At 64.4% G+C, this 26,566-nt stretch carries 22 protein-coding genes; 7 read left to right on the forward strand and 15 right to left on the reverse strand.

The genetic code is table 11. From position 1 onward, the window contains the following. Positions 1-32: 32 nt before the first annotated feature. On the reverse strand, positions 33-1,637 hold the full coding sequence (locus CKW39_RS14100) for an ABC transporter permease (protein WP_095798760.1): 1,605 nt from the start codon (positions 1,635-1,637) through the stop codon (positions 33-35). Continuing rightward, complete coding sequence (locus tag CKW39_RS14105) at positions 1,634-2,752, reverse strand: ABC transporter ATP-binding protein (protein ID WP_095798761.1); 1,119 nt, start codon at positions 2,750-2,752, stop codon at positions 1,634-1,636. Before CKW39_RS14105 ends, CKW39_RS14100 begins: the two co-directional genes overlap by 4 nt. Positions 2,753-2,865: 113 nt before the next feature. Here CKW39_RS14105 and CKW39_RS14110 point away from each other — a divergent pair, with 113 nt between their 5' ends. Then, positions 2,866-3,267: a RidA family protein gene (locus tag CKW39_RS14110; RefSeq protein ID WP_095798762.1), complete on the forward strand. Its 402-nt coding sequence runs from the start codon at positions 2,866-2,868 to the stop codon at positions 3,265-3,267. A gap of 154 nt (positions 3,268-3,421) precedes the next feature. Here CKW39_RS14110 and CKW39_RS14115 read toward each other — a convergent pair whose 3' ends face one another. The 3 genes from CKW39_RS14115 to CKW39_RS14125 form a co-directional block, all read right to left on the reverse strand. Then, entirely contained in the window at positions 3,422-5,287 is a 1,866-nt protein-coding gene (locus tag CKW39_RS14115; protein WP_095798763.1) for an AMP-binding protein, read from the reverse strand. 138 nt (positions 5,288-5,425) lie between these two features. Further along, the gene (locus CKW39_RS14120) at positions 5,426-6,196 is read right to left on the reverse strand and encodes an SDR family oxidoreductase (protein ID WP_095798764.1); all 771 of its coding nucleotides are present in this window, start codon (positions 6,194-6,196) and stop codon (positions 5,426-5,428) included. 169 nt (positions 6,197-6,365) lie between these two features. Continuing rightward, entirely contained in the window at positions 6,366-8,093 is a 1,728-nt protein-coding gene (locus CKW39_RS14125) for a CocE/NonD family hydrolase (protein WP_095798765.1), read from the reverse strand. A gap of 165 nt (positions 8,094-8,258) precedes the next feature. On the opposite strand from CKW39_RS14125, the gene CKW39_RS14130 reads away from it, so the two are divergent. After that, positions 8,259-9,200, forward strand: a complete 942-nt coding sequence (locus CKW39_RS14130; RefSeq protein ID WP_095798766.1) for an MBL fold metallo-hydrolase — start codon at positions 8,259-8,261, stop codon at positions 9,198-9,200. Positions 9,201-9,214: 14 nt separating this feature from the next. Here CKW39_RS14130 and CKW39_RS14135 read toward each other — a convergent pair whose 3' ends face one another. From CKW39_RS14135 to CKW39_RS14170, 8 genes are all read right to left on the reverse strand, one after another. Beyond that, positions 9,215-9,442 (reverse strand): hypothetical protein, encoded by a 228-nt coding sequence (locus tag CKW39_RS14135; RefSeq protein WP_095798767.1) that lies wholly within the window; start codon positions 9,440-9,442, stop codon positions 9,215-9,217. Continuing rightward, positions 9,432-10,481: a DUF2332 domain-containing protein gene (locus CKW39_RS14140; RefSeq protein ID WP_173674340.1), complete on the reverse strand. Its 1,050-nt coding sequence runs from the start codon at positions 10,479-10,481 to the stop codon at positions 9,432-9,434. The genes CKW39_RS14135 and CKW39_RS14140 overlap by 11 nt, the downstream gene beginning before the upstream one ends. A gap of 157 nt (positions 10,482-10,638) precedes the next feature. Next, positions 10,639-11,934: an MFS transporter gene (locus CKW39_RS14145; protein WP_095798769.1), complete on the reverse strand. Its 1,296-nt coding sequence runs from the start codon at positions 11,932-11,934 to the stop codon at positions 10,639-10,641. Between the two features lie 146 nt (positions 11,935-12,080). Beyond that, positions 12,081-13,004, reverse strand: a complete 924-nt coding sequence (locus CKW39_RS14150; RefSeq protein WP_095798770.1) for an alpha/beta hydrolase — start codon at positions 13,002-13,004, stop codon at positions 12,081-12,083. A gap of 12 nt (positions 13,005-13,016) precedes the next feature. After that, positions 13,017-14,180 (reverse strand): NAD(P)/FAD-dependent oxidoreductase, encoded by a 1,164-nt coding sequence (locus CKW39_RS14155; RefSeq protein ID WP_095798771.1) that lies wholly within the window; start codon positions 14,178-14,180, stop codon positions 13,017-13,019. A 68-nt stretch (positions 14,181-14,248) separates the two neighbouring features. After that, a complete protein-coding gene (locus tag CKW39_RS14160) occupies positions 14,249-15,211 on the reverse strand; it encodes a phosphotriesterase (protein ID WP_254049446.1) in 963 nt (320 codons plus the stop codon). A gap of 9 nt (positions 15,212-15,220) precedes the next feature. Next, complete coding sequence (locus tag CKW39_RS14165) at positions 15,221-16,234, reverse strand: aryldialkylphosphatase (protein ID WP_095798772.1); 1,014 nt, start codon at positions 16,232-16,234, stop codon at positions 15,221-15,223. Between the two features lie 510 nt (positions 16,235-16,744). Then, complete coding sequence (locus tag CKW39_RS14170; RefSeq protein ID WP_173674341.1) at positions 16,745-17,488, reverse strand: GntR family transcriptional regulator; 744 nt, start codon at positions 17,486-17,488, stop codon at positions 16,745-16,747. A 223-nt stretch (positions 17,489-17,711) separates the two neighbouring features. Here CKW39_RS14170 and CKW39_RS14175 point away from each other — a divergent pair, with 223 nt between their 5' ends. Further along, on the forward strand, positions 17,712-18,335 hold the full coding sequence (locus CKW39_RS14175) for a thymidine kinase (RefSeq protein WP_095798800.1): 624 nt from the start codon (positions 17,712-17,714) through the stop codon (positions 18,333-18,335). Positions 18,336-18,774: 439 nt separating this feature from the next. Continuing rightward, positions 18,775-19,365: a recombinase family protein gene (locus tag CKW39_RS14180; protein WP_095798774.1), complete on the forward strand. Its 591-nt coding sequence runs from the start codon at positions 18,775-18,777 to the stop codon at positions 19,363-19,365. 102 nt (positions 19,366-19,467) lie between these two features. Here CKW39_RS14180 and CKW39_RS14185 read toward each other — a convergent pair whose 3' ends face one another. Together CKW39_RS14185 and CKW39_RS14190 are read right to left on the reverse strand one after the other, a co-directional pair. Then, entirely contained in the window at positions 19,468-20,529 is a 1,062-nt protein-coding gene (locus tag CKW39_RS14185; protein WP_173674342.1) for a LacI family DNA-binding transcriptional regulator, read from the reverse strand. Then, the gene (locus tag CKW39_RS14190) at positions 20,490-22,217 is read right to left on the reverse strand and encodes a glycoside hydrolase family 13 protein (RefSeq protein ID WP_095798802.1); all 1,728 of its coding nucleotides are present in this window, start codon (positions 22,215-22,217) and stop codon (positions 20,490-20,492) included. The genes CKW39_RS14185 and CKW39_RS14190 overlap by 40 nt, the downstream gene beginning before the upstream one ends. A 293-nt stretch (positions 22,218-22,510) precedes the next feature. Between CKW39_RS14190 and CKW39_RS14195 the strand changes: the two genes are divergently transcribed. Genes CKW39_RS14195 through CKW39_RS14205 form a run of 3 tightly spaced genes read left to right on the forward strand, consistent with a single transcriptional unit; the run spans position 22,511 to position 26,565 of the window. Next, a complete protein-coding gene (locus tag CKW39_RS14195) occupies positions 22,511-23,647 on the forward strand; it encodes an ABC transporter ATP-binding protein (RefSeq protein WP_095798775.1) in 1,137 nt (378 codons plus the stop codon). 57 nt (positions 23,648-23,704) lie between these two features. Beyond that, complete coding sequence (locus tag CKW39_RS14200) at positions 23,705-24,934, forward strand: maltose ABC transporter substrate-binding protein (RefSeq protein WP_095798776.1); 1,230 nt, start codon at positions 23,705-23,707, stop codon at positions 24,932-24,934. Next, on the forward strand, positions 24,934-26,565 hold the full coding sequence (locus CKW39_RS14205) for an ABC transporter permease subunit (RefSeq protein ID WP_095798777.1): 1,632 nt from the start codon (positions 24,934-24,936) through the stop codon (positions 26,563-26,565). The genes CKW39_RS14200 and CKW39_RS14205 overlap by 1 nt, the downstream gene beginning before the upstream one ends. Position 26,566 lies beyond the last annotated feature (1 nt).

The following is a 26,566-nucleotide window of genomic DNA, read 5'->3' on the forward strand; positions in this document are numbered from 1 at the left end:
AGGTCACTTAATCATCTCATAAGCATGCTTACTTAATCTCTCGGAATGTCCCTGCGACGGAACGCGGCCACGGCCAAGGCGGCCGTGAGAACGGCGACGGTCGAGATCCAGGTGAGGGCGGCGGCGTCGGCGGCGGAATCACTGGCCAGGCGTGCGACGTGATGGAACGGCGAGAGGTCCGTGACCCACGAGGGCACGCTCAGGAGCGGTCCCAGGATGGCGACGATCACCACGAACAACACCGGCACCCACGCGAGCACCGTGAGGCGGGGGGAAAGGGCGTAAACCAGCACGGCAAGGGAGGCGAACAGGGTCAGCGCGGGCAGATACGTGGCCCAGATCAGCAGAAGGCCCGAGTACACGCCATCTACCGTGATCACCGCGTCCGTGGTGGCGGCCAGGACCAGAGTGCTCAAGAGCAGGACCACCGCGGACACCACGAAGGCGAGCGCCCACCAGCTCAGCAACCACCGGATCCGGGCCACGGGTAGTGACAGGACAAGTTCGGTGCGACTATCCGTTTCCTCACCGTGCAGCCGCGATGCAAGCGCCACGGCCAGGGCCGCCGCGCCGCACGCCATGGTGGTCATCGCGAGGTCCAGGAAGCCTTGCACGGCACGGTCCGAACCGCCCATGATCGCTTGATACGAGGCCGGAAGGTCCGCGAATGAGTCCCGCATGGACGGCGCCAACGACCCGTAGGTCACGGCCAGGAGCACCAGGGCGATCAACCAGGTGATGTTGGAAGTGCGGGTCAGCCGGACACCCAGGGAGAGTGGGCCGCGTAGGTAACTCGCGGCGTGTGACCGCCCGGAGCGTTGCGGAAGCAGGCCAGCGTCCAGGTCGCGGCGGGACTGCAGGGACATTGCGGCCAGCGTCGCGAGCAGGGTGAGCCCCACGGCCAGCAGAAGCGGCCACCAGCGCAGCTCCACGAACGCGCGCGTCTGCATGGACCAGGCAATGGGCGAGAACCACGAGAGCCAACTGCCTTGCAGTTCCATGATGTCGCCCACTCCACGCACCACAACGGCCACGCCAAGCACCGCGAGCCCGAGGCCCATGGCACCGCGGGGCGTCGAAGAGAGTTGCGCGCACAGCAATCCCACCGCCCCGAACACCAGCACCTGCACCCCGATCCCCGCGCCGAAGGCCCAGCTGTCTTGGGCCGGAAGGTCGAGCATTAGCATCGATCCGGCGCACACCAGCGTGATCAAGGTGGCGGTGATGAGCAGCATGACCGTGGCCGCAGCGGGTGCCGCGTGCCGCCCGACTCGTGTGGAGCGCAGCAGCTCGATCCGCCCGGCGGACTCCTCACCGCGTGTGTGGCGCACGGCCGTTTGCAGGGCCATGATCGCGACTGCCACCACGATGAACAGCGTGTATTCATTGGCCATCATGGCCCCTACGGTGTAGTCGTCCAGGCCGTAGCCGGGGCCTCCCATGAAGATGCCGCTGGGCTGTCCCATGATGGTGGCGCGCACCTGGCGTTCCTCGGCGCTCGAGAAGACCTGCGCGAGTTCCTGACCGCCCCCGGCCAGCAGCAGTCCCACGGCCACGACCCAGATGGGCAACCGGATGCGGTCGCGTTTCAGCGCCAACTTCAGCAAGGTGGCCGTGCCTTGCAGCTCGCGTGTCATGACGGGTCCGGTTTCGCAGGCTTCCCAGGCGCGCGAGTCTCCACGCCGACGACGCCGCCCGGGCCAGCTGCCTGCCCCGCCTCACCGTGCGGTTCCGCGCGGTAATGACGCATGAACAACTCTTCAAGCGAGGCCGGAGCAACGTGCAGTTGTCGTACGTGCAAGCTGTGGAGGCCGGGAAGCATGTCCTGGAGTGCGGCCGGTTCCACCTGCCCGGTGATGTGGAACCCCTCGGCCATCTCATGGATTTGCAGCTCGCCCAGATCCATCGAGTCATCGAGCAGCGCGGGGTCATGTGCGGTGATCACGTCGATCGTGACCCGGGTCAGGTGGCGCATGTCCTCCAAGCGGCCTTGCTCCACCACGGAGCCCTCGCGGATGATGGCCACGGTGTCACACAGCTGTTCCACTTCGGAAAGGATGTGGCTGGATAACAGCACGGAAACGCCCTCGGCCCGGCGCTGCCGCACGACCTCTTGGAACTCGCGCTCCATGAGCGGGTCGAGTCCGGATGTCGGTTCATCCAGGACCAGAAGCTCGGCATCCGAGGCGAGCGCGGCGATCAGCGCGACCTTCTGCCGGTTGCCCTTGGAGTACGCGCGCGACTTCTTGCGGGGGTCCAGCTGGAACCGTTCGGTCAGCTCTGCCACGGCGCCTTCTCGGGTGCCACCGCGCATCCGGCACAGCAGGTCGATGCATTCGCCACCGGTCAGCCCGGGCCACAGATTCACGTCCCCGGGCACATAGGCCAGGTGTCGGTGAGCATCGACGGCGTCCCGCCAGGCATCTCGTCCGAGCACGGTCGCGGTGCCCGAATCCGCCCGCAACAACCCCAGCAGAACTCGAATGGTCGTCGATTTACCCGACCCATTGGGCCCCAGGAAGCCCGCGATCACTCCGCGGGGAATCTGCAGGTCCACGCCGTTGAGCACATGGGCTTTTCCGAACGACTTGTGGATTCCTTGCAGGTCAACAGCCAGATCGGCGGGATCGGGTGGCTCTACAGCGCGGACCGCTGTGCCGACGTCGCGCTCACCGTGACCCTCGCGCTCACCCGGCGGGGCGGCGTCGTCAATGGAAGGTGTAGCTGCTCGGTGACGTGGATGGGACGGCATGATGCACGGCCTCTGAAGGACGAGTCACGAAAAGTGATACCTCTATGTTGCACCCGTCACGGGGGTTTGGGAAGGTTGAGCGGATTCATCTTTCGCCTTCTTGAGGAGTGCTCATGCCCCGCCGCCAGAGAATCGTTCCGTCCTGCCTGCCCGCTCACGTCGCGGACAACAACGCCTATTCCTACGGCGTGCTGGACGGTGACACGCTGCACGTGCCCGGCATGGTCGCCTTCGCCCCGGACGGTTCCTACGTGGGCGAGGGCAACATCACCGCCCAAGCCACCCAGGTTTTCGACAACCTGCAGGCCGTGGTCGTCGAGGCCGGCGGCACCCTGGAGGACGTCGTCTCCACGACCACCTACCTCGCCTCCGCGGACTACGCGGGCGCGGTGGGCGAGGTGCGCAAGAAGTACTTCACCGGCGACGTCCCGCCCACCTCTACCGTGGTGGTCGCCCCCATGGCGCGGGAGCAGTTCATGGTCGAGGTTTCCGCGATCGCGCGGACCGCAGAATAGAGCCGACGACGCCGCTCGGGCGCCGTTCCGCGCGGTTGGTTACGCGCCGCGTATTTCGGCCATCCCTTCGGATGTTGCTGCCGCGCCGTTGGGTGCGGTCCGGTGCATGCAGCGCCCAGGTACGTCACCCCGGGACTGCCCTGAGCCACTTCGGCTACTTCCCACGCAGCGACGGGAAGTCGGTGTCCGCGTACTCCACGTGTTCACCCGCCGGTTCCGCACCGGCTGCCGGGTGCAGTCGGATTTCGCGGTCACGCAGTTCCACACGGCGGATCTTGCCGGAAATGGTCTTGGGTAGTTCGAAGAACTCCAGTCGCCGCACGCGCTTGTACGCCGCCAGGTTCACACGGCAGTGGTGGAGGATGCTCTCGGCGGTTGCCGCATCGGGTTCGTGGCCATTGCCGAGGACCACGTAGGCCTTGGGAACGGCCAATCGGATGGGGTCCGGTGAAGGAACCACGGCCACCTCGACCACGGCGGGATGTTCGATGACCACGGACTCCAGCTCGAACGGGGAGAGCCGGTAATCGGAGGCTTTGAACACGTCATCGGCGCGGCCCACGTATGTGAAGACGCCGTCCTCGTCCTGAGAGACCACGTCACCGGTGTGGTAGACGCCGTCGCGGAACGCCTCGGCGGTCTTCTCCGGATCCCCGTGATACCCCGGGGTCAGACTGATGGGGCGGGGATCCAGACGCAGGCACAGCTCGCCTTCGTCGGTGCGTTCTTCGCCGGTCGCGGTGTCGATGAGCACGGTTTCGTAACCAGGCAGGGCCCGGCCCATGGCTCCGGGCTTGACCGGCATGCCCGGGGTGTTGGCGATCTGCAGCGAGGATTCGGTCTGACCGTAACCGTCGCGGATGTCCGTGCCCCAGGCGTTCTTAACGCGGGAGATGATCTCGGGGTTCAGCGGTTCGCCGGCGGACACCGTCTTCTGTGGCGGGTTCTTGAGGTGACTCAAATCGGACTGGATGAGCATGCGCCACACGGTGGGTGGTGCGCAGAAGGACGTCACACCCTCGCGCTCCATCTGGTCCATCAGAGCTCGGGCATCGAAGCGTGAGTAGTTGTAGAGGAACACCGTGGCCCCGGCGATGAACGGTGCGAAGAAGTTCGACCACGCGTGCTTGCCCCAGCCCGGGGAGGCCACGTTCAGGTGCACGTCACCCGGTTCCAAGCCAATCCAGTACATGGTCGACAGGTGCCCCACGGGATAGGTGATGTTCGTGTGCTCCACCAACTTGGGCAGCGACGTGGTGCCGGAGGTGAAGTACAACAGCAGCGGATCATCGGCCGGTGAGGACTCGAGCACCTCGAAGGTTTCCGGGCCGGAGCAGGAGTCCGCGAAATGGATCACCGGGTGCTCACCCACGGTGGAGGAGCGCTCGGGTGGCGAAGCGGCGGCGTCGTCGGCCTGGGAAGTGGAAGGTGCGGCCGGATTGCTCGGCAGCACGGAAGGTGGAACGGGCTTGCGGAAGTCGGGCTGGTCGTCGACCTCGATGATCGTGAAGTCGCCAGCGACATCGGCGAATTTCTGCGCGTTGGTGTGGGAGGTGACCACCCACCTGGCCTTGCCGCGTTCCAAGCGATCGCGCAGGTCAGCGGGGCCGAGCATCACGGTGGTGGGGATCATGGGCGCGCCGAGCTTGGTGCACGCGAGCATGGTTTCCCAGAGCTCCACCTGGTTGCCGAGCATGAGGATCACACGGTGACCGCGCTGCACACCCTGCTCGCGCAACCACGTGGCCAACTGCGAGGACCGGACGGAGAGATCGCGGTAGGTGCGGCGGGTTTCGGTGCCGTTCTCCTCGACGATGACCAGAGCCTCGCGGTCTGCTTCGTCGCCGTGGCCGAGCGCGTCGAACCAGTCGAGGGCGAAGTTGAAGTGCGTGAACCGGGGCCACTCGAACTCGCGGTGAGCGGCGTCGAGATCCGTGCGCAACCGCAACAACTGATCCCTGGCGGCGCGAAACTGCTCCGTGACGGACCGGGTGGAATCGGATGAGGTGGGAAGAGTCATGACGTCCTCGCTTGGCTGTCCGGCGCGGACCGCAGGCCGGTTCACCGGACCCTCGCGGTCATCAGTGACCTAAACGTACTGCACAGGCAGCTCAAGTTGGGCCCATCATGTCCGTTGGTTACGAGGGCTCCGTGTGCATTATTGTTCGCGAGAATCTTTCGAGAACCGCCGGGCCTTGCGCTGCTCACCCAGGAACTTGTTGAGAACCGCGGACCGCCTGGTCTTCCGGTCCCCACCGACCACGTGGTCGCGGCCGGCGAAGAGGCCGTTCAGGGCGAGGCGTGCGACCAGCTCGGGGTCGTTCTTGGTGGAGTTATCGCCGAAGGCCGTGTTCTGCATCCCGGCTCGGTCATGGAATTCGGTGGCAGTCGCCCCCGGGAGGAGTGCGGTCACGTTGACGTCGTACTCGCGCAATTCCTCTCTCAGCCCCTGCGCGAAGCTGTACATGAACGCTCGCGTGGGGCCGTAAATCGACTCGTACGGGGTGGGCGTGGTCGCGGAGAGCGAGCTGGTGATCAGAATGTTGCCCTGGCTGCGCTCGGCCATGTGGCGGGTCACGGGTTTGGCCAACAGGATCTGCGAGGTGACGTTGAGCGAGAGCATCTGTAGTTCGTCGTCAATGTCGGTGTCGATGAAGGCGCCACCGAGGCTCTTGCCCGCGTTGAACACCGCCACGTCCAACGGGCGGTTCAAGGATTCGACCTTCGCCCAGACTTCTTTCGGCCCGTCGGGGCTAGAGAGGTCTGCACGCACCGGGTACACGGTTACCTCCGAGAGTTTTCCTGGCAACTCATCAATGCGCGAGCTCGCGCCGACCCCCACAATGTCGTAGCCGCGGGCCGCGAGTCCCTGGGCCAGGTAGAACCCGATGCCCGATGAAGCTCCCGTCACCAGTGCAAGTCCGGCCATGTCAGTTCTCCTCGTCCCGGGGGTGTCGGGTGCCGACCGCGGTCCATGGTGAACTTCTTAGTGACAAGCCGCTTCGCCCCCGTGCGTCGTGAGGGTCAACGATAACAGTGGTCCTCTGGGCGGGTCACGGGGTTTGCGCCTACCCGCCCCAGCGAGGTGTCGTTAGCGTCTACTCCTCAAGACCTTTCACTGTGAACGGCAGCACCAAACGGGACTGATGCTTCGCGTCCCGGTAGATCTTGTGCGTGACCGGGCGGCCCACCGGCAGGTGGAAGGCATCCGGGGGCAGCAGCGAGTTGTGCTCATCGGCCAGCGGCTCCGCGTTGGACAGCTCCACCGTCAGTCGATGTCCCTGCCTGAAGGTGTTCGCGAACGGGTAGAGCCGTAGCACGTACTCCTCGATACTCCCCGGCTCCACCGGTTCGGTGCGAGTGTGCGGGTGATACGGGTTGCCCTCGGTCGTACGCTCGTCCAGCTCGCGGTGTGAAGCCTTGAGGTATCCCGTGGTAATCAGCTGACGCTTCCCGTTGGGAGCGGTGTCCCACATGCGCAGGATGAAGTTCGTATCGTCCTGGTCGATCTCCGCGAAGATGTGTGCGGCACCGGTCCCAATCATTTCCGTAGGTTTGTCGAAGGGCTCGGTGTCCCAGCGGAGGATCTCCACCTTGTCCGTGACGGTGAGCGGCGCCTGATAGAAGCCGTCCGGTGCCGCGTACTCAGGGCCCATCAGTTCGGGCTCAAACGACAGCTTCCGCCGGGGGCGCAGGTACAACGGCCGGTACTCGACCGGCAGCGGTGGCCATTGCTCACCAGACGCGATCTTTCGCGATCCTTCCACGAACACGTTGACGGGGGGACCATCCATGGCCCCGTTCTCGATGCCCTTGAGCCAGTAGTCGTACCAGCGGAACATCTTGTCGTGTTCCTCGATGAACGGGCGCGACTGCATTGGAGGGTAGGACCCGATATCCAGTTTCTTCGGTCCCTGAAGCGCATCGAACAGTTCGATGGTCCCGTCCATGGTCCAGCCGCGGCCCTGATCGATTTGCAGGTACACGGGGATGTCGATGTTCGGGGCCAATGTGATGGGATTGCGTTCCTCGTACCACTCACCGTCCAGCTCATTGGTGATGATGTCGAACCAGGCCTCGTGGTTCTTGGGGTAGTTCAGGACGTGGACGAGATTTGGCCACGCGGCGACGTCGGGATCGGCCAGACGTTCGGCGACCCGCTCCTGGATCTCGCCCGGCGAGAATGTCTCGAGCATGCGGGACTTGACGTTGTCCGTGAAAGCCCAGCCGGAATCGCCGCCGCGTCCCTCGCGTGCGGCGCGCGGCATGAACCACATGATGCCGCCGTGGTACGTGGTCTCGTAGAAGTCGTAGTGGCCACCGGAGACGAATATGGCTTTCAAGTGCGGCGGGCGTTCGGCCGCGGCCAGCACCTGCATGGAGCCGAAGTAGGAAATGCCGATCATGCCCACGTTGCCGTCGCACCAGGGCTGCTCGGCGACCCACTCGATGAAGTCGTAGGCGTCCTGTCCCAACGAGACGCCACCGGCGTTGTAATTGCCAATATGCTCACCCTCGGCATGACCGGTGCCGCGGAGGTCGCCGATGACGTGGGCGTAGTCCTCTTTGACCACGCGGGTGATATCGCCAGCTTCGATGCACCCGTCCCACATGGGGCTGGGCCGCCGCTGCGCGGGCATGGTCAGCGCCATGGCCTGCAATTCCTTGCCGTACGGGCTCAGGGCGACGAGCGCAGGACGAGGCTTATTCTCGGTGCCGTGATAGACGTCCGCAATCAGATTGACGCCGTCGCGCATCGGAACTTCGAGGTTCTTGCGAACTGCTATGGATTCCCCGCCGGCGTCCAGCGTTTCAAACTCGGCCATGAGTGGGTAGCTCCTTCACTAGCGCCGGAGCGCACGCCGTCCTGGTGACGGGCACGATCCCTGGGCACTTTATGGAAATATTATTATACTAAAGTTAGTGTGTGCAAGACCACACCGCACAATGGACTCAGCAGTCCTCGGCCGTTCGTCCCGTAGGAGATCACCATGACGCACAGCGTTCCCGTCCATCCGTTGGTTTCACCGTGGGGTCGCTTCGGTCTCTACAGCTTCTTCATCGACGCACCCGAACCCGCCATCGTGGACACGGGCATCGCGTCCTCTCCCGCGGACGGTATGGCCCCCGAACTCGAAAAGCTCGGCCGCAACATCAAGGACGTTCGCTGGATCCTGCTCACCCACGGCCACATCGACCACATGGGTGGCGCGTATGCGCTCTGGGAAATGACCGGCCGCAAGGCCCAGGTGGTCATCCATCACGACGACGCCGCCCTCCTCCGCTCTCGGCGAGCCCACGTCGACCAGTACATGGAGACGCGAGCCCGGTACCTGAACGACCCCGAGGGTGAAGAACAGCAGATGGGCATGGCAAATCAGGTCATCTCGGGTGAGATGGAGCCGCAGGTGCTGGTTCGTGGCGGTGAAACGTTATCTCTGGGCGGCGACGTCACCGTGTCCGTTCATCACATCCCTGGTCATACCGCTGGTTCGGTCGCGTACTGCATCGACGGTCAGAACGACGTGTTCGTGGGCGACTCTGTTCAGATCCACGGCGCGGCCAACGGCTTCCCAGGCTATGAGGATCCGGTCGCTTACCGTTCAAGCCTCGAGTACCTGCGCGACACAGTGGAGCCCAACCGTCTCTTCCTGGGCCACCCCTATCGCAACGCCGCGGGTGAGGCGTACGAGATCGGTGTTTCGGGAGACCAAGCACGGCACGTGATCCAGGAAAGTATCGACATCGAGTCCCGTGTAGCCGACGCCGCTCAGCGGTACCTTTCCGACGGCCTCCGCGAGTCGGATTCGCCGTACTCTCCGTATGCTGCGGTCGCGGAAGAGCTGGGTTACTCCGGTGACCCAACCCTGGAGCCGTCACCCTTCTTCACCACGATGCACGGGTATGCGGAGCAGGCGGGTGTGGTGCAGTAGCCGCGTCGCTCGCGTTACTCCCGTCCATGGACATGGTTCAGGAGCACATAGATCACCAATCCCGCAGCGATCAGGACTGCGAACACAATCGATGATGTTGTGTCGCTGATGATCCCGTTGGCCCTCATGGCGAGTGTTCCGATACCTATCAGCACTAGCAAAAAGGATGGGATGAAAGATTTGATGGTCTGGGAAATCCCGCGTTCGGAATCTGAACCGGTCGCTTGTTTATCAGTTTCCATACCCCATGGCATCAGTCCTGGGGCCATCTCGCAATAGCCCTTCGGCCAGTTTTTTGCTCGCTCCCTCAGCGATCCCGATTCGTTCGTAGCTCTGCCCGTGAGGACCAACGACTGCGCACGGCCGGCCGTTTAGTGCGAGCACGGTTCGTCCGTTGACAGGTACGGAGATCCGCGAAGCGACCGTGGGCAATACGTCTTCACCCTCATTGCTGATCCACGTCACGTCAGGCATGGATTCCATCAGCTCGACGAACTGATCACGGCGTTTAGGCGTCAGATAGACGAGGACCGCACTGTGAAACACCACCACGCCTGCGTTCTTGGGGGCCTCGGTGATTAATGCGGAAATGTTGTCGAGGAGATCACCCTTCACGAGCATCGGAGGGTCCGCAGCAACTAACTCCGCCGCTGCCCGAAAGCGATGACGGCGGTCATCGTGCTCCGGCCAGATCAGAGTCTCAAGCCACTTCACTTGATCAGAATCTCGTAGATCAACCGGATTTAGGTCGATCCCCGCACGGAATACGACAGTAGGAAGTTGGTTGGGGACACTGTCCGCTTCAATGCGGCAGGACAGCTCAACCGAACTGGGTCCAGTAGTCGGATCAAGCGGAACAACACCTTGATCGGTCTCGTACCGATAGCTGTACTGATCCGGATAAAGACACAAACCCGCGGACGCCCCCACCTCGATGAGAGCGAGCGGCCCCCGCAGTCGGCTCAGGACCGGGAGGAGCACGGCGCACCGCCCGGCTTCATTGGTTTGAGTTGCCCGCTCCCGAATCACCGATTCGACCTCGAGCCAACGCGATAGTAACCAAGGACGCAGTTCCGAATACGATCCGACTGGTGCACCACAGAAACGGGCGGCCGTGAAAACCAGATTGGGTTGGCGCTTCGAGGTAGGGAGATCATCAATCAGCCCCAGCACCTCGGAATCGTCCGCAATGGAAGTGGCCCAGTCGTAGAAAATCGGGGACAGTTCTTTGACCTCGATCTCGGCCCACCGCTGGTACAGCTCCGCCACCGTTTGTTCCATAGTCGTCAACCTACGGCATGAGGATCCAGACAACGCTCATGACCCACGACTGATCGAAGCGCGCTCGAGACTGGTCCAAATAAGCGGAGTGAACCCCGCGGACCGACCAACTCGATCAGCGGGGCTCACACGGTTCGGTGGACGGCGCGGTCGCCGGTTACACCTCCACCAGCTTCCGGTCCTCTTCCCGCCGGCCCACAATGCGGGGCGCGGTTTCCTTGAGGAACAATGCAAAGATCGTGGCGACAATGGCACCGCCGCAGCTCACGAGCAGCGCCACGGGAAGCCCGAACTGATCGGCCGCGATGCCGGTCAGTAGGGGATTCAAGAACCCGCCGATGAGTTCGCCGATTCCTGTGGGTAGTCCCACGGCCAGGCCAGCGTAGATCGCGGGAACGGACTCGGCGGGAATCACCGACATGGCCATGCCGCCCACGCCCATACCGGCGGCGAAGATGAACACCGCCAGGGCCATTAACAACGGGCTGGAGAAAAACAACAGGCTCAACGGGGCCATCACGGACAACAGTCCGAAGATCACCGAAGTGGGCTTGCGGCCAATGCGATCCGAGATCAGCGGAACCACGAAACCCCACACCGCGGTGCCCAGTCCGAATGCAGCCATGACCATACTCATGGTGCCCGGCGAGAAGCCCTTCATGCTGGTCAGGTAAACGGGACCGAACACCATCAGTGCCATCAGATAGACCATGAAACCGCTGAAAATCAGGATCGACAGGATGATGTTCCGGTTCTTGAGCACCTCTTTGAGCTGACCCTTGGGGCGCACGCGGGCTGCGGAAGCCGCCCCGTCGGCACCGTGAGAATCCGAGGCGGAAGGCGCCAGAGCGGCGTCGTCGACCTTGGGCTCACGCATGACCTTCCAAATGATCGCGGCCATGATCAGGCCGGGAACCAAGGTGAGGAAGAAGGCAGTGCGCCAATCGAAAATGGTCGCGAGGGCCACGATCACCAGCGGTGCCAGGATGGATCCGAACGAGCCGTTTGCGGTGTTCATGGTGAAACCCAGGTTGAAGCCGCGGCGGCGCGGGGAGGATTCCATCGCGAGCACGGACTGGGTAACCGGGATGATCGGGCCCTCGAGCAGGCCCATGAGCAAACGCAGGATCACCAGGTGCGCGAAGGTGACTACGAAGCCCTGGAAGAACGAGGTCAACGAGAACGCGACCATCAGGATGACCAGGTAGAGACGCTTGCTCTTGACCTTGTCGGAAATGCGCCCGCCGATGATTGAGGCGGGCGCCCAGGTCACGGACAGCGCCGCAGCGAGCAGACCGATGGACTTATTGTCCAGATGGATGTCTTCCTGAATGAACGGGATCAGAAAGTTGAGGATCAGTCGGTCGAAGAACACGAAACCGACGGTGAAGAAGAAGATCGCGACGATCTTGTTCTCATAGGTCCAGAATTTCGTACGGGGTGAAGTGGACATGGTGGCCTCTCGGGTCACTCAGTGCTGTCGCATAGTGAAACTGATGGATCACAGGCTTTCTATGCTGGGCAGGTTGAAAGCGGCGGCGCGGACACGTGGGTCCGCGCCGCCGTCGTTATTTAGGGGTGGTGGCTGAGTCCGGTGTCTTAGCTCCGGCGCAGGAACTCAGCCGTCTCCGTGAACACCCGTTGGAATTCGGGGATCCAGGAGAAGTGCTGGACAAAGCCGTGGTTGGCTCCGTCGTAGCGGGACACGGTGGCGTTCACGCCGGCTTCCTGCAGGCGCTTGCCGTAGAGCTCGCCCTCATCGCGCAGTGGATCGTGCTCCGCGGTGACGATGAGGGCTGTGGGCAACCCGGAGAGATCCTCGCGCTTGATCGGAGAGACCAGTGGGTCGGATCGATCCGCGCCACTCTCGAAATAAAACGCGTTGAACGGTTCCAGGATGCCGGTTTCCAGGCCGTAACCCTCTGCGTTCTCGCGCAGGGAGGGGTAGCGGTCCACATCGAAATCCAAGTCCAGGGACGGGTAGTACAGGATCTGGTGTGTGATGCGGTCGAAGCCGTCGTCGCGGGCTTTTGCGACGACCGCGGCGACGAAGTTGCCGCCGGAGCTGTCACCGGCGATCGCCAGCGTGCGCCCGTCCCACTTCAGCTCCCCACTGTTCTCCGCAACCCAGCGGACCACGCGGTAGCAGTCCTCCAGACCGGCCGGGAACTCGTGCTCGGGGGCGAGTCGGAAGTCAACGGCCACGACCTCGAGGCCCGTCTCCTTGGCCAACGAACGCGCAATGTGGTCGTGAGTCTCGAGGCTCCCGGAGAAGAACGCTCCGCCGTGGAAGTACACGAGCACGCCGTAGCTTTCGGCCTCGGCGGGCGTGTAGATCCGCACGGGTACGTCTCCGGACGACGTCGCTGCGGTCGCCTCCCGCACGTCATGGATCGGCAGGCGATCCGCCACCGGTGGCACCTGTGCGTTCTCCCCGGCACGCATGGCCACGGGGTCCAGGGGTGAACCGTCCGGCTCGGGAAGGGACTTGAGGAACTCGGCAATCTTCGGGTGAATGGTCATGGAGTGCGCCTCCTACTTGGTGCTGGAGTCGAGGTCGGCGGTGTCGTGATCCGCGGCCTGCTGCTCGGCGGGGTTCTGGTTCTCGGGCTTCTGGCCGGGGAACACGGAGTTGACCTCGTCCTCGGTCCAGCCGGAACGGGAGATCCGCTGCAGCTCGTCGGTCACGGGTTTGCGGTCGGCCTGGTACTGGGCCAGCGCTTCTGCCACGGTATCGGCCGTCTTGAGGGCGTCGGCAAGTCCACCGGCGTCCAGGATCGCGGAGTTCGCACCCTGGCCCTGGTGGTGGAGCATGGAGTGGGCGGCATCGCCCAGCAACGCCACACAGTCCGAGTGCCAGTTGTCCACGGGGTCGATGTCGTACACGGCCCGCAGGTTCACGGTGTCCATGTTCAGGCCGCGGGAGATGTCCACGATGCGCTCGTCAAAGCCCTCAACGGTCTTGAGGATGTCTTCCTTGGTGACGTCCGGTGACCAGGTGCTGTCCGGAATCAGTGCGGTGATGTCGAAGGACACCTGGTTCCGGTGGCGCAGCGGCAACAAGTACACCTTGGTGCCGTGGCCGATGTACATGCGCAGGTTGTCGTCGTTGATCATCCCGTGGGCGTCGTCGATGGAGATTACGGAGCGGTAAGCATGCTCACCGGAGAACACCGGCTGGTTGTCGCTGAACAGCTGCTTGCGCACCACGGACTTGATGCCGTCCGCGCCCACCACGAGGTCGGCGGTGACGACCTCACCGTTGGTGAACGTGAGAGTGGCGTTACTGCCGTTGTCCTCGATCTTCTCCAGCTTGTGGCCGAGCTTGACCATGCCCTGCGGAAGCGCACCCACCAGGGCTTCGATGAAGTCACCGCGGTGGATCAGGTAGGTGTGCTTCTCCTCGCCGTCCTCGGGCCAGTCGTCCTTCATGATGGGACCGCCGGTGGCCGTGAGAATCTCGAAGTAGTCACTGGGAGAGCTCACCGCAGCGATGTTGTCGAAGATGCCCCACTCGCGGAAACGATTCATGGACGAGGGACGCAAGCCGATGCCTGCGCCCACCTCGTGCATTCCGGAGGCCTGTTCGTACACGGTCACGTTCGCACCCAGGGCGCTCAGCGCGGCCGCCGCGGACGCGCCGCCGTAGCCGCCACCCACAATGGCGATGGTCAGGTTCTGAAGGTCCGAAGTCTTCATGGTGTGTCACTTTCTGGTGAGATCTGCGGTGAGCGGAGCGCCGTCGTCCCGCCCCGCATGAGAAGTGCTTATTTCTGGATCGAGAGGAAATCGGCAGGGTTGTGGATGAAGAGTGTGTCGATAGTTGCCTGGTCCACGCCCGCTTCGCGCAGGTCCGGGATGAGGTCCTCGAACAGGTAGTTCACGGTGTGGCCTTTCACGCCCGGCCAGCCCAGAGGACTGCAGTTCGCGTCCACGCCGGCAAGAGCCTTGTCGAGGTGGCCCTCACCCAGGAAGCGCAGGAAGTGATCCAGGCGCTCCTTGCGCGGACGGGCCCAGAACGGCGGATCAGGCAGTTCCGTCTCGTAGCCGAACGTGTCGAAACCGACGCGGCCGCCCTGCTCGGCGATCCAGGTGTCGCGCGTGTTCTGGGCGTTGACGCCGTCGTCCGCGTGACCGAAGAGCACTCGGTCCAGCGGCAGGCCTTCCTCGTTGAAGATGTTGATGGCGTTTTCCGCATCGATCGCCAGGTGGGTGAGGATCGGAACACCCGTGGCGAGCGCAGCGCGGGCGGCCGCGCGATAGATGCGCTTGTCCAGATCGGTCATCTTGCCACCGCGGGAAACGCCCACCTTGATCACGCCGGCCTTGGATCCGGTGTCTCCGATTCCCACGGTGATCTCGTGAACGAACACCTCGGCCAGGTATTCCACGGAGGCGCGGGCGAAGTGCGGCAGTGCCGTATCGCCACCCACGAATCCTGTGCACGCAATGATGTTCACGCCGGTCTTGGCGGACAGGGACTTGTAGTAGTCCACGTCGCGGCCGTTGCAGATACCGGTCACATCCACGAACGAGCCGCCGCCGTACTCGTGGAACGCACGCAGCTTGGGCAAGGTTTCCTCGTAACGCTGCTCCGGGGTCTTCCACCACTGGGTGTCCAGTTCGGAGCCCGGCATGCCGTAGCCGATGTGTTCGTGGATGGCCACGATGCCCAGTTCTTCGGCCGGGATGGTTCCCAGCACGGTGTTTACTTTCGACAACTTCTTCACCTCAAGAATTCAGGATTGGTCGGCGCGGTGCGCCGGGGCCACGGTCAGCAGGTCACGCGGGTTGCTCTCCAGGATTTGCTGCGCGTGATCCGCGCTGAGTCCCTTGGCCACGAGCTGCGGGACGAACGTGGCCGCGACATAGCTGAAGGGCAGGTCGTAGTCGGGTTGGCCCTTGGCCACGCCAATCGCGTTCGAAGACAACAGAATCTTGTCCGCGTGGCCGGCATCGACAAGCTCGAGCACCAGATCCGCGCGCTCCTCGTCGGTGAGGTGGGCGGCGTCGTCGTTGAGACCCACGTGATCGAGCGCGACGTACGCACCCTTCATGGCCACCTCGAGCGCCCCGTTCGACGACGCCGCGTCCTTACGATCCAGCCCACCCACCAGCACGCGGCGGGCCGGGATGCTCTCGGCGAGCACGATGTCCAGGTCGTGAAGGGCGTCCGCGCCAAAGCGGATCGAGACGGGGACCCCGGAATTCAGGGCCGCTCGTGCCGCACCGCGGAAAAGGCTTTCCTCGGTGGGGGTCATGCCGTCGCGCGCTGCCGCGGTGGCGACCATGCCAGCTGCGGCGCGACGTTCAACGCGCGGAACAACCATGCCCTCGGTGACCTCCTTCTCGAAGAGGTCGGCGAACTTCTCCGCGGGCCACGGCGTGGGTGGATTGGTCTGCGGGGTGAGGAAGTAACCGCCGAGCATTTCCTCCGGGCCCATGCCGGTGGTCGCGATGATGTGCACACCAGTGGACTTGGACAGCGCCTCGTAGAGCTTGGGATCGCGGCCGTGGAACATGCCGGTGCTGTCCACGATCGTGCCGCCACCGTGCTCGCGGAAGTCCTTGAGTTTGGCGGCGAGGGTCTCGAAGATCTCGGCGCGATCCATGGACACGTCCGGCGCGAACTGGGCTCCCGGGATCACCGAGAGCAGCGCCTCGTGGACCGCAATGATTCCCAACTGATCGGCGGGAACGGGACCGAGAACTGTGTTGACCGTTGCATTGCCGACAGTCTCTGAATCTGTCATGGGCACTACCTTTCATCGGCGTCACCGACCATGAGGGTGACGCGGTGTGGAGCGTGGGGCACTTCGCGTCCCCTGGCTTGTGGCTGCCGTTGATGGCCTTCCGTGGTGGGCCGTGTCGGTCTGCTCGCAAGTAGGGGCGGGTGCTGGCGGTCGTCAACGTGAGAAGCGATGAACCGGAGAGCCTCGTGTCCGCCGTACGGGCCGTAGCCATCGCCTGTGGTGTGATCTGAGTAACGTTGTGGCACCAATATACATATTGTTATGCCAAAGCGTAAGTGGAGTGCAGCTGGGAATTTCAGCCGGATCTAAGGCGCAGGTCAGGGGTGGATTGGGAGTTGACGAGGTTGGGAGCGGCAGCTGGATCCCACCTCAAGCGATGCCGCAGCCCTCCCGATCGCATGATGTTCCGCTAGAACCCTTAATGGCTCGCCCAAGGGTCCTCATGGCCCACGGTGTGTCATCAGCGGCCCTAAGGGCACACTGAATGCTCCACCTGCTGAGGCTGCTCGACTACGCGCCGGTGATGAAGTGGTACTTGAACTCGTCAGCACGGTGAACGGCGGTGCGCCAGCCGGCGGGAAGTCCTCCCGTGGCGAAGAACAGCGTCTCGATGACCAGCAAGGGGCTCCCCTCGGGGACGCCAAAGGTCTCAGCTTGCCGCGGAGAAGCTGCCGTAGCCCAGGCTTCATGTTCAGCGCGTTCCAGTGTGATGCCGAACTGCCGCTCGAGAAGTTCGAACGCGGAGCCTCTTTCTTCCAACGCGCCACCGGTCGGGATGAACTCCTTGGGAGCGCGGATGTAGACATCTGCTTCCACGAGCGGGGCGCCCTCCACCGAAATCACCCGCGTGAAGTGCAGCAGCTCTTCGCCCTTGGACAGGTCGAGGTTCTGTGCAATCCGAGTCGGCGGCACCACGCGTTCGACACCGGTAACCGTTGACTCCGGGTCGAGGCCAGTGTCGGCCAGGAACTGGTACAGGGCACCCGAGCGAACGGTGACCGGTCGATGCACCCGAGAGCCCGGCACGGGAAACGTTCCTTTGCCTTGCTTGCGGTAGACGAATCCTTCGACCGAGAGTTCTTTCAAAGCCTGACGGATGGGCGCACGGCTCACGTCGAAGCGGTCCAGAAGTTGCGCTTCAGTGATGGGGGTTTGAGGGTCGGCGGAGCCATCAATGATCTCGTGACGCAGAATGTCCTTGATCTGCCGGTACAGAGGGATACCAGACGACGAATCGAGCTCGTTCACTGGCACGATCGCCCTCCCCTATACCTGGGTTCGCCGGATTTACTCCCGACAGTCAAGCATAGTTTCCCAGGACAAATCGCTGCCAGGAACAGCTCATTCAAGGACACCTGCCCAGATAGCCATCAGCCCGGCGGAGAGGCAATCACCTGCGATTTCCGGTCAGTGATCGATGTGGTCCCACGGCACATCCACGCGTCCCGGTCGGTTGCTGCCGATAGACTGTCCCACCGTGGCCAAGCTCTACTTCCGCTACGGCGCGATGAACTCCGGAAAATCCACGGGTCTGCTGCAGGCGGCCTACAACTACGAAGAACGCGGGCAGCGGGTGTTGCTCGCCAAACCCCAGGTCGATACCAAGGGCGAGGACCAGATTCTGTCCCGCTTGGGTGTCACGCGCACGGTGGATTTCTTGATCCCCCACGGTGCGAGCGTGCTCGAACTCTTCCACCGCTACGCGACAGGTGACGATCCGGATGCGCTCCTCGAGCACGTGGACGCCAAACCCGTTGCGTGCGTTCTGGTGGATGAAGCCCAATTCCTCGAAACCGACCAGGTAGATGACCTGCTGCGCATCGCCGTGCTCCACAACGTTCCGGTCATGGCCTACGGCATCCGCACGGATTTCCGCACCCAGGCGTTCCCAGGTTCGGCGCGCTTGATGGAGCTCGCGCACTCGCTGGAAGAGCTGAAGACCATTTGCCGCTGCGGCCGCAAGGCCGTGTTCAACACCCGCAAGGTGGGGGAGCGGTTCGTGTTCGAAGGCGATCAGGTCGCCATCGACGGCGTCGAGGTTACCTATGAGTCCCTGTGCGGGCAGTGCTACCTCACCGAATCCGGTGGCCGACTGGGCTGAGGTGCCGCTTCGAAAGGCCGAAGCCTATCTCTTCCGTAAAGAGTCACCACATGACGGGTGTGGGGACAGGCCGGGCCGCCCGATTCAATATTGCCGCATGAGCGTCGGTCGGCCTGAGGGCAATCACTTTGCACTTCTGAATAGCCGAGTTGGGCTGTCCAGCCACGGAGTGGTTCTCATAAACAAATCTCGAACGGCAGCGCTGGCACAGCGGATAGTTAGCTGAACATGCTGGTTGTCGGTTAACTCCCTGAAGTTGCAGTCATGTGGATCTCGGGTAAGTGGCGGGATGTTTCGCAGATTATGGGATGCGAGACGTCTCATCGCAAAAATTTGCGCCCGCATGTTTTCGCGATTCGGCATGTCTCGCATCCTTGTGCTTTATCCATGCCCCTAGAATCGGATACTCAACGTCGGTTGCGAGACAGATGAGGTGGACATGGGGAAGCTGATCGGGTATGCCCGAGTCTCGACACGGCAACAAGACGCAGACCGTCAAGTGTCTGACCTCTTGGCCGCCGGCGTGCGGCCTGACGACGTCTATGTCGACAGTGGAGTGTCTGGAGGGCGTGCATCTCGTCCGGCCTTCGACAAAGCGGTGACCGCCCTCGAGGAGGGCGACACGTTGGTCATCACGACGCTGGACCGACTGGGTCGCTCGACGCAGAACATGTTGGTCTTCGCCGAAGCACTGCGGGGGAGGGGGGTGGGGCTACGGGCGTTGAATCTTGGCGGAGGAGACGTGGATACCGCCACTCCGATGGGCTCGATGGTCTTCACCGTCATGGCGGCTCTGGCGCAGATGGAGTTGGAGATCAAGCGGGAGCGGATCACCGACTCGGTGGCCAAGCGCAGGGCTGCTGGCAAGGACCTCGGTGGGCGGCGCCAGACGTTCACCGACTCCCAGATCCGCAATGCCCTCCGGTTGATCGACGGCGGGGAGCCGGCCACCCAGGTCGCCCGGGATCTCGGGATGTCGAGGGCCACCCTCTACCGGCGCATCAGAGAGTTGCCAATACCGACCGTGTGAACCCATAGGGGCTCAGGGATGACGCCGGTTCTCCGTGCTGGGATCTGTGCCTGAACGGTCCGGCTTTTGTTTGATGGCAGAAGTGCGGGGAGTTGTGACAGGTCAGATTGCGGTCGGGTTGGCTGGGGTCCCGGTGGAGGATCGGACGACGAAGTTGGCTGGGACGATCTCGTTCGTGGGCTCGGTGTTCTGTCCGGTCAGGTGCTGGAGGAGCCGCCGGATGGCGTGGACGCCTTGTTGGCGGGCGTGCTGATCGATGGTGGTCAGGCCGAAGGCCTCTCCGATGGGGTGGGCGTCGATGCCGATGACCGACAGATCCCCGGGCACGGTGAGCTCGAGGTCCCTGGCTGCCAGGATTGCCCCGGCGGCCATCTCGTCGGAGGCAGCGAAGATGGCCGTGGGGCGGTCGGTGGGGTCCGCCAGGAGATTCTTGGCCCGTTGGTAGGCGTCGGTGAAGGTGTAGTCGACGATGAGCGACCACGTGGGTTCGATGGGCAACCCGGCCTTGGTCATCGCCTGTTCGTAGCCGGTGCGGCGGTCGTTGGACATGGGGAAGTAGCGCCTGCCCTCCTCGGCCCCGCCGAGATGGGCGATCCGCCGGTGGCCCAGTCCGATGAGGTGTTCGGTCGCGCGCCGTCCGACGTCGAGGTCGTCGATGCTGATGGTGGACGCACCCACCAGGGGGCCTCCGACTCCGACGAGGGGGATCCCGGCGGAGAACAGCTGCTCTGTCTCCGCCGGATCCAGTTGCAGGGAGACCGCCACGGCCGCGTCCAGTCGCTTGCGCAACAGGAAGTCGGTCAGCACCGTCTCCCGGTAGCGGTCTCCTTCGAAGTTGTACAGGGACAGGTCGTAACCGGCTTCCATGAGGGCGCCGGCCACTCCTTCCAAGACGGTGGAGAAGTACCACCGGTCGACGTAGGGCAGCGCCACTCCGATGTTGCGGCTGCGGCCGCTGGCCAGGCTCGAGGCGTGGTAGGAGACGACGAAGCCCAGCTCCTGGGCGGCCTGCTGGACCCTGGCCCGGGCGCGGGGGGACACCTGGCCGTTGCCGCTGAGTGCACGGGAGACGGTGGCGGTAGATACTCCGGCTCGCGCGGCGACGTCCTGCAATCGCGGAGGGTTCACGGGTATGTCGTCGCGGGGTCGTCCAGGTGCAGCCATGTGCTTTCCTCCGGGTGCAAGAGATAGGGCGTGTCCGTCTCGGGATCGCTGCGCAGCAGCACCGGCAGGTCCGGCAGCTCCACAGCAGTGGTGCCCATGTTCAGCAGTACCAGGACATCATTGTTGAGGAATCCCACGCAGTTGCGTGCGGTGAAGTCCTCGGCCCAGGCCAGGGACCCGCAGCCCAGTCCGTGGGTTCGTCGCAACGCCAGCGCTGCGCGGTAGAGCGACAGCGTGGAGGCGGGGTTCTCGCGCTGGGCCTGGCGGGAGAGTTCCGACCAGTCGGAGGGTTGCGGCAGCCAGGACTGACCGGTGGCGCTGAACCCCAAGGAGCCTCCCGTGGTCGTCCAGGGCAGCGGCACCCGGCAGCCGTCGCGCCCGAGACGGTCGCCCCCGGTGCGGTGATAGGTGGGGTCCTGCCGGACGTCATGAGGCATGGTCGTGTGATCGGGCAGCCCGAGTTCCTCACCCTGGTACAGGTACACCCCACCCGGTAGGCCGAGCATGAGCAGGGAGGCCGCCTTCGCCCGGCGCGTGCCCAGCAGGTGGTCCGGCTGCTCGTCTTCGGGTCCGAGGCCATCGCCTGGGCGGGGCGTGTTCTCGGGCAGACCCAACCGGGTGGTGTGCCGCACGACGTCGTGGTTGGAGAGCACCCAGGTGGTAGGGGCTCCGACCGCGTCGAAAGCCTCGAGGGAGGAGGTGATGATCCGGCGCAGCTCCGTAGGGTCCCACGGAGCCGCCAGGTAGGAGAAGTTGAAGGTCTGGTGCATCTGGTCCGGGCGCACCCAGTCCGCCAGGCGGTCGAGCGGGTCCACGCTGGCCTCAGCGCACAGGATCCGTTCCCCGTCGTATTCCGCCAGCACCTCGCGCCAGCGACGGTAGATGTCGTGGATCTGCGGCTGGCCGAACATCGGGGCGTCGGTGAAGGGGTAGCCCGGGATGCTGCCGCCGTCGGCCCGTCCTCCCCAGTCGGGAAGGCCCCGGGCCTTGATCAGCGCATGGGCTACATCGACCCGGAATCCCGCGACGCCGCGGTCGAGCCAGAAACGCAGGACACGTTCGAATTCCACGCGGACGAGCTCGTTGTCCCAGTTGAAATCGGGTTGGGAGGAGTCGAACAGGTGCAGGTACCACTGGCCCGGCTCCCCGTCGGCCTCCACCACCCGGGTCCAGGCCGGGCCGCCGAAGTGGGACTGCCAGTTGTTCGGCGGCAGCTCCCCGGAGGGGTCCTGCCCGTCACGGAAGATGAACAGGTCGCGCTCAGGGCTGCCGGGGACGGCGGTCAGGGCTTGACGGAACAGCGTGTGCTCCACGGAGCAGTGGTTGGGCACCAGGTCGATGATCACCCTGATGGACAGCGCCTCGGCCGCGGCCACCAGTGCGTCGAAGTCCTCCAGCGTGCCGAAGACCGGGTCGACGTCGCAGTAGTCGCTCACGTCGTAACCACCGTCGCGGTGGGGGGAGGGGTGGAAGGGCGAGAGCCAGATCGCATCAATGTCCAGCTGCCCCAGCTGCCCCAACTCTGCGGTGATGCCGGCGAGGTCGCCGACGCCGTCCCCGTCGAGGTCGCGGAACGAACGGGGATACACCTGATAGATCACCGAGGACCGCCACCACTTCGGGTCCTGGTCGCGGGCATGCAGCGGGGTGAGGCGCAGTGACTGGAGCTCACCAGAGGTCGTCGACATGAGCACCATCGTAGGGCTCGCACACCCAAACTGAAAGCGCTTACTTGTCTGAACGGCTCTTTCGGCAACTGCTCTCTCGACCGTGGACACCGAAACTGTAAACGCTTACAGTAGTGATGTGGCTCACCTTAGGATCAGTGTCTTCCGTACTTGGCACTCCTGATCTCCTGTTCGGCGAGGTGTGTCCTAGTACCCCGGGGCTGGGCTTCGACCGCCAACACCGGACCTGACCCAATGGCCGGCCCGACCTCGGATCTCCTCAATGGCAGGGCCTCTGAAAGGAAACCTTGCTCATGTCTTCTGTGCGCTACGCCAACGTGACCTGCCAGTACCCCGGGGCCGAACGCCCCTCGGTGACCGACCTGAACCTCGACATCACCGAAGGGGAGTTCCTCGTCCTGGTCGGGCCCTCAGGGTGCGGCAAGTCCACCACCCTGCGGATGCTCGCCGGCCTCGAGGAGGTCACCGGGGGCAACATCTACATCGGCGACCGCGACGTCACCGACGTCCCCTCCCGGGACCGCGACATCGCGATGGTCTTCCAGAACTACGCCCTGTACCCGCACATGACGGTCGCGGACAACATGGGCTTCGCCCTGAAGATCGCCAAAATCAGTGCCGAAGAAAGAAGGCACCGGGTGGAGGAGGCCGCGAAGATCCTGGACCTGAGCGACTACCTGGACCGCAAGCCCAAGGCCCTGTCCGGCGGGCAGCGCCAGCGCGTGGCCATGGGTCGGGCCATCGTGCGGTCCCCGCAGGTGTTCCTGATGGACGAGCCTTTGTCGAACCTGGACGCGAAGCTGCGGGTGCAGACCCGCACCCAGATCGCCTCCCTGACCCGCCGACTCGGTGTCACCACGGTGTACGTAACCCACGACCAGGTGGAGGCGATGACGATGGGCGACCGAGTGGCGGTGCTCAAGGACGGGCACCTGATGCAGGTCGACACCCCGCGGGCGCTCTACGATCGGCCGGCCACGGAGTTCGTGGCCGGGTTCATCGGCTCCCCGGCCATGAACCTCTTCCGCGTCCCGGTCACCGAGACCGGGGCCCAGCTGGGCACGGTGCGGATCCCGCTGAGCCCCGCCCAGCGCTCCGCCCTGAGGGGGCCCCAGGTTACGGTCGGGATCCGCCCCGAGGACCTCGCCCCGGCCGCCGAGGGCACCGGCCTGCCGATCGTCGCGGACGTGGTCGAAGAACTCGGCGCCGACGCCTTCGTCTACGGCCACCTCGCCCCAGTGACCGCCGCCAACGCGATCGTGCCCGTGGACCCCACCGCAGGAACCACCGACGAGTCCACCAGCAACGAGTTCATCGTTCGGGTCGAGGGCCGCACCCCGCCGCGGGCTGGGTCCACCATCTGGGTCGCCCCGAACTTGGAGCACGTCCACCTCTTTGACGCCGCCACCGGTCGGCGTCTGCCCGAATGACCACCAGCCCCGCGCGTACGCCGCCGACTGACTACGACGACAATGAGGAATGCCACTATGAAACACATCCACCGGGCGGCCGTCGCGGCCGGTGCCGTGCTCCTGCTCGCCGGGTGCTCATCGGCGCCCACGGCCGGGGTCGCCGGCCTGGGCGGCGGGCCGGGAAGCATCAAGATCCAGGCGGGAGCCGACGAAATCCCTGCCCTGCAACAGGTCGCCGAGACCTACACCGCCGATACCGGGGTGGAGGTGGAGTTCGTCCAGCGCGAGATCAATGCCCAGGCCATCTCCAACTTCATCTCGCAGTCTCCCACCGGGCAGGCACCGGACATCATCGTCTCCCCGCACGACAACCTCGGGCAGCTCGCCGCCAACGGCGTGGTGGCCCCCGTGGAGATGGGCGAGCGGGCCCAGGAGTTCACCGAGAACGCCCGGGACGCCGTGGTCTACAACGGGGTCAGCTACGGGGTGCCCTACGCGATTGAGAACGTGGCGCTGCTGCGCAACAACGAGCTCACCACCGAGGACCCGGCCACCTTTGATGAGCTGCGGACGATCGGACACCGGCTCATGGAGGAGCGGGGCATCGAGTACCCGTTCACGGTCAGCCAGTCCCCGGAGGCCGGGGACCCGTACCACCTGTACGCCCTGCAGACCTCCTTCGGGGCCGAGGTGTTTGAGCGCACCGAGGAAGGCGAATACACAAGTAACCTCACGATGGGTGGCGAGGACGGTCAGGATTTCGCCCGCTACCTGCAGGACCTCGGGGCCACCGGCGACCTGCAGACTTCCATGACCCCGGACATCGCCAAGGAATCCTTCCTCAACGGCCAGTCGCCTTTTCACATGGGCGGGCCGTGGGAGCTGACCGATGTCGAGGCCGCCGGGATGGACGTGAGCGTCCTGCCGGTGCCCCCGGCCGGTGACGAGCAGGCACGCCCCTTCGTGGGCGTCCAGGCGTTCTTCGTCAACGCCAACGCCCCCAACCCGGTCGCGGCCCAGGACTTCGCGGCCAACTACCTCACCCGCCCCGAGTCTCAGACGGCCATGTACGAGAGCACGGGCCGGCCCCCCGCCAGCCAGATCGCGGTCGAGCGCATGGAGGGTGACCCGCTGCGCTCGTCCTACGCCGAGATCGCCGAGACGGGCCTGCCCATGCCGGCCATCCCGGAGATGGGCGCGGTGTGGAGCTTCTGGGGTACCACGGAGAACGCCATCGTGGACGGCCGCGGGGACCCCGTGGAGCTGTGGGACCGCATGATCGACAACATCGAAGGACAGATCTGATGAGCACACACACCACCGCACGGGGCGCCACCGCCGCCCGTGGCGAGGCGGGCAGGGGCGCCGGGCTCGGCGCTCCCCTCGACCTGCGCGACTCGCACTCCCGAGGATTCGGCTTGGGCTTCGTGGTCAAGCTCGTCCTCATGGCACTGATCAACGCGTTCGGCCTCTACGGCATCCTCGCGGCCTGGGCCGCCGGAAACTGGGGCATCCTGGCCTTCCTCGTCGTCGCCTTGGTCGTGGCCGACCTCGTGTACTTCCTGCCGACCCGGAAGATGCTGCCCGCCAAATACCTCTACCCGGGGCTGATCTTCCTGCTGATCTTCCAGATCTTCGTGGTGCTCTACACGGCAGCCACGGCGTTCACCAACTACGGAGACGGCCACAACGCCACCAAAGCGGCGGCGATCAGCCAGCTCACCACCACTTACGAGCAGCGTGTGGAAGGCTCCGCGCCCTACCCCGTCACGGTTGTGGAGGGCGGCGCTGGACTGGCCCTGGCCACGGTGCAGGAGGGCCAGGTGCTCGTTGGCACCGCCGAGCAGCCGCTGGCCCCGGTCGGGGACGCTACGGTCACCGACGGCCGCGTCGCCGAGGTGCCAGGCTACGAGGTCCTCTCCTACACCGAGGTCCTCGGGGCGCAGGACCAGCTCTCCGAGCTGCGGGTCCCGGTGAGCGAGCAAGCCGAGGACGGCGCGCTGCGCACCGATGACGGCCGCACCGCCTACGCTTACGACCCCACCCTGGTCTATGACGAGGGCGCCGACGCGATGGTCGCCGACGACGGTACCGTGTACACCAACAACAGTGAAGGTGCCTTCGTCAATTCCGACGGCGAGGCCCTCAGCCCGGGCTGGCGCGTGTTCGTGGGCCTGGACAACTTCGCGGCGATCTTCGACCCGGCGATCCTGGGCGGACCGTTCCTCGCCGTGACCCTGTGGACCTTCACCTTCGCCATCCTCTCCGTGGCCCTGACGTTCTTCCTCGGGCTGCTGCTGGCGATCTTGTTCAACGACGAGAAGCTGAAGTTCCGCAACGTCTACCGGGCGATCATCTTCCTGCCCTACGCCTTCCCCGCGTTCCTCTCCATTCTGATCTGGGCCGGGCTGCTCAACACCGACTACGGCTTCGTCAACGAGATCCTGCTGGGTGGGGCTGGGGTTCCCTGGCTGGACAACCCCTGGCTGGCCAGAATCTCGCTGCTGCTGGTGAACCTCTGGCTGGGCTTCCCCTACATGTTCCTGGTGACCACCGGCGCCCTCCAGGCCATCCCCGGCGAGCTCTACGAGTCGGCCGAGATGGACGGGGCCGGCCCGGTGCGCCAGTTCGGCTCGATCACCCTGCCGATGCTCATGGTGGCGGTGGGACCGCTGCTCATCGCGTCCTTCGCGATGAACTTCAACAACTTCAACGTGATCTACCTGCTCACCGGCGGTGGCCCCCAGGACGTCGAGTCCACCACCGGGGTAGGTGCGACGGACATCCTCATCTCGTTCGTGTACAAGATCGCGTTCGCCGGCGGCAGCAACGACTACGGTCTGGCCGCGGCCCTGTCCATCCTCATCTTCATCATGGTGGCCGTCATCTCCGGACTGACGTTCCGCCGCAGCAAGGCTCTCGAGGAGATCAGCTGAC

Source organism: Kocuria sp. WRN011 (genome assembly GCF_002295155.1).
Lineage (GTDB): Bacteria > Actinomycetota > Actinomycetes > Actinomycetales > Micrococcaceae > Kocuria > Kocuria carniphila.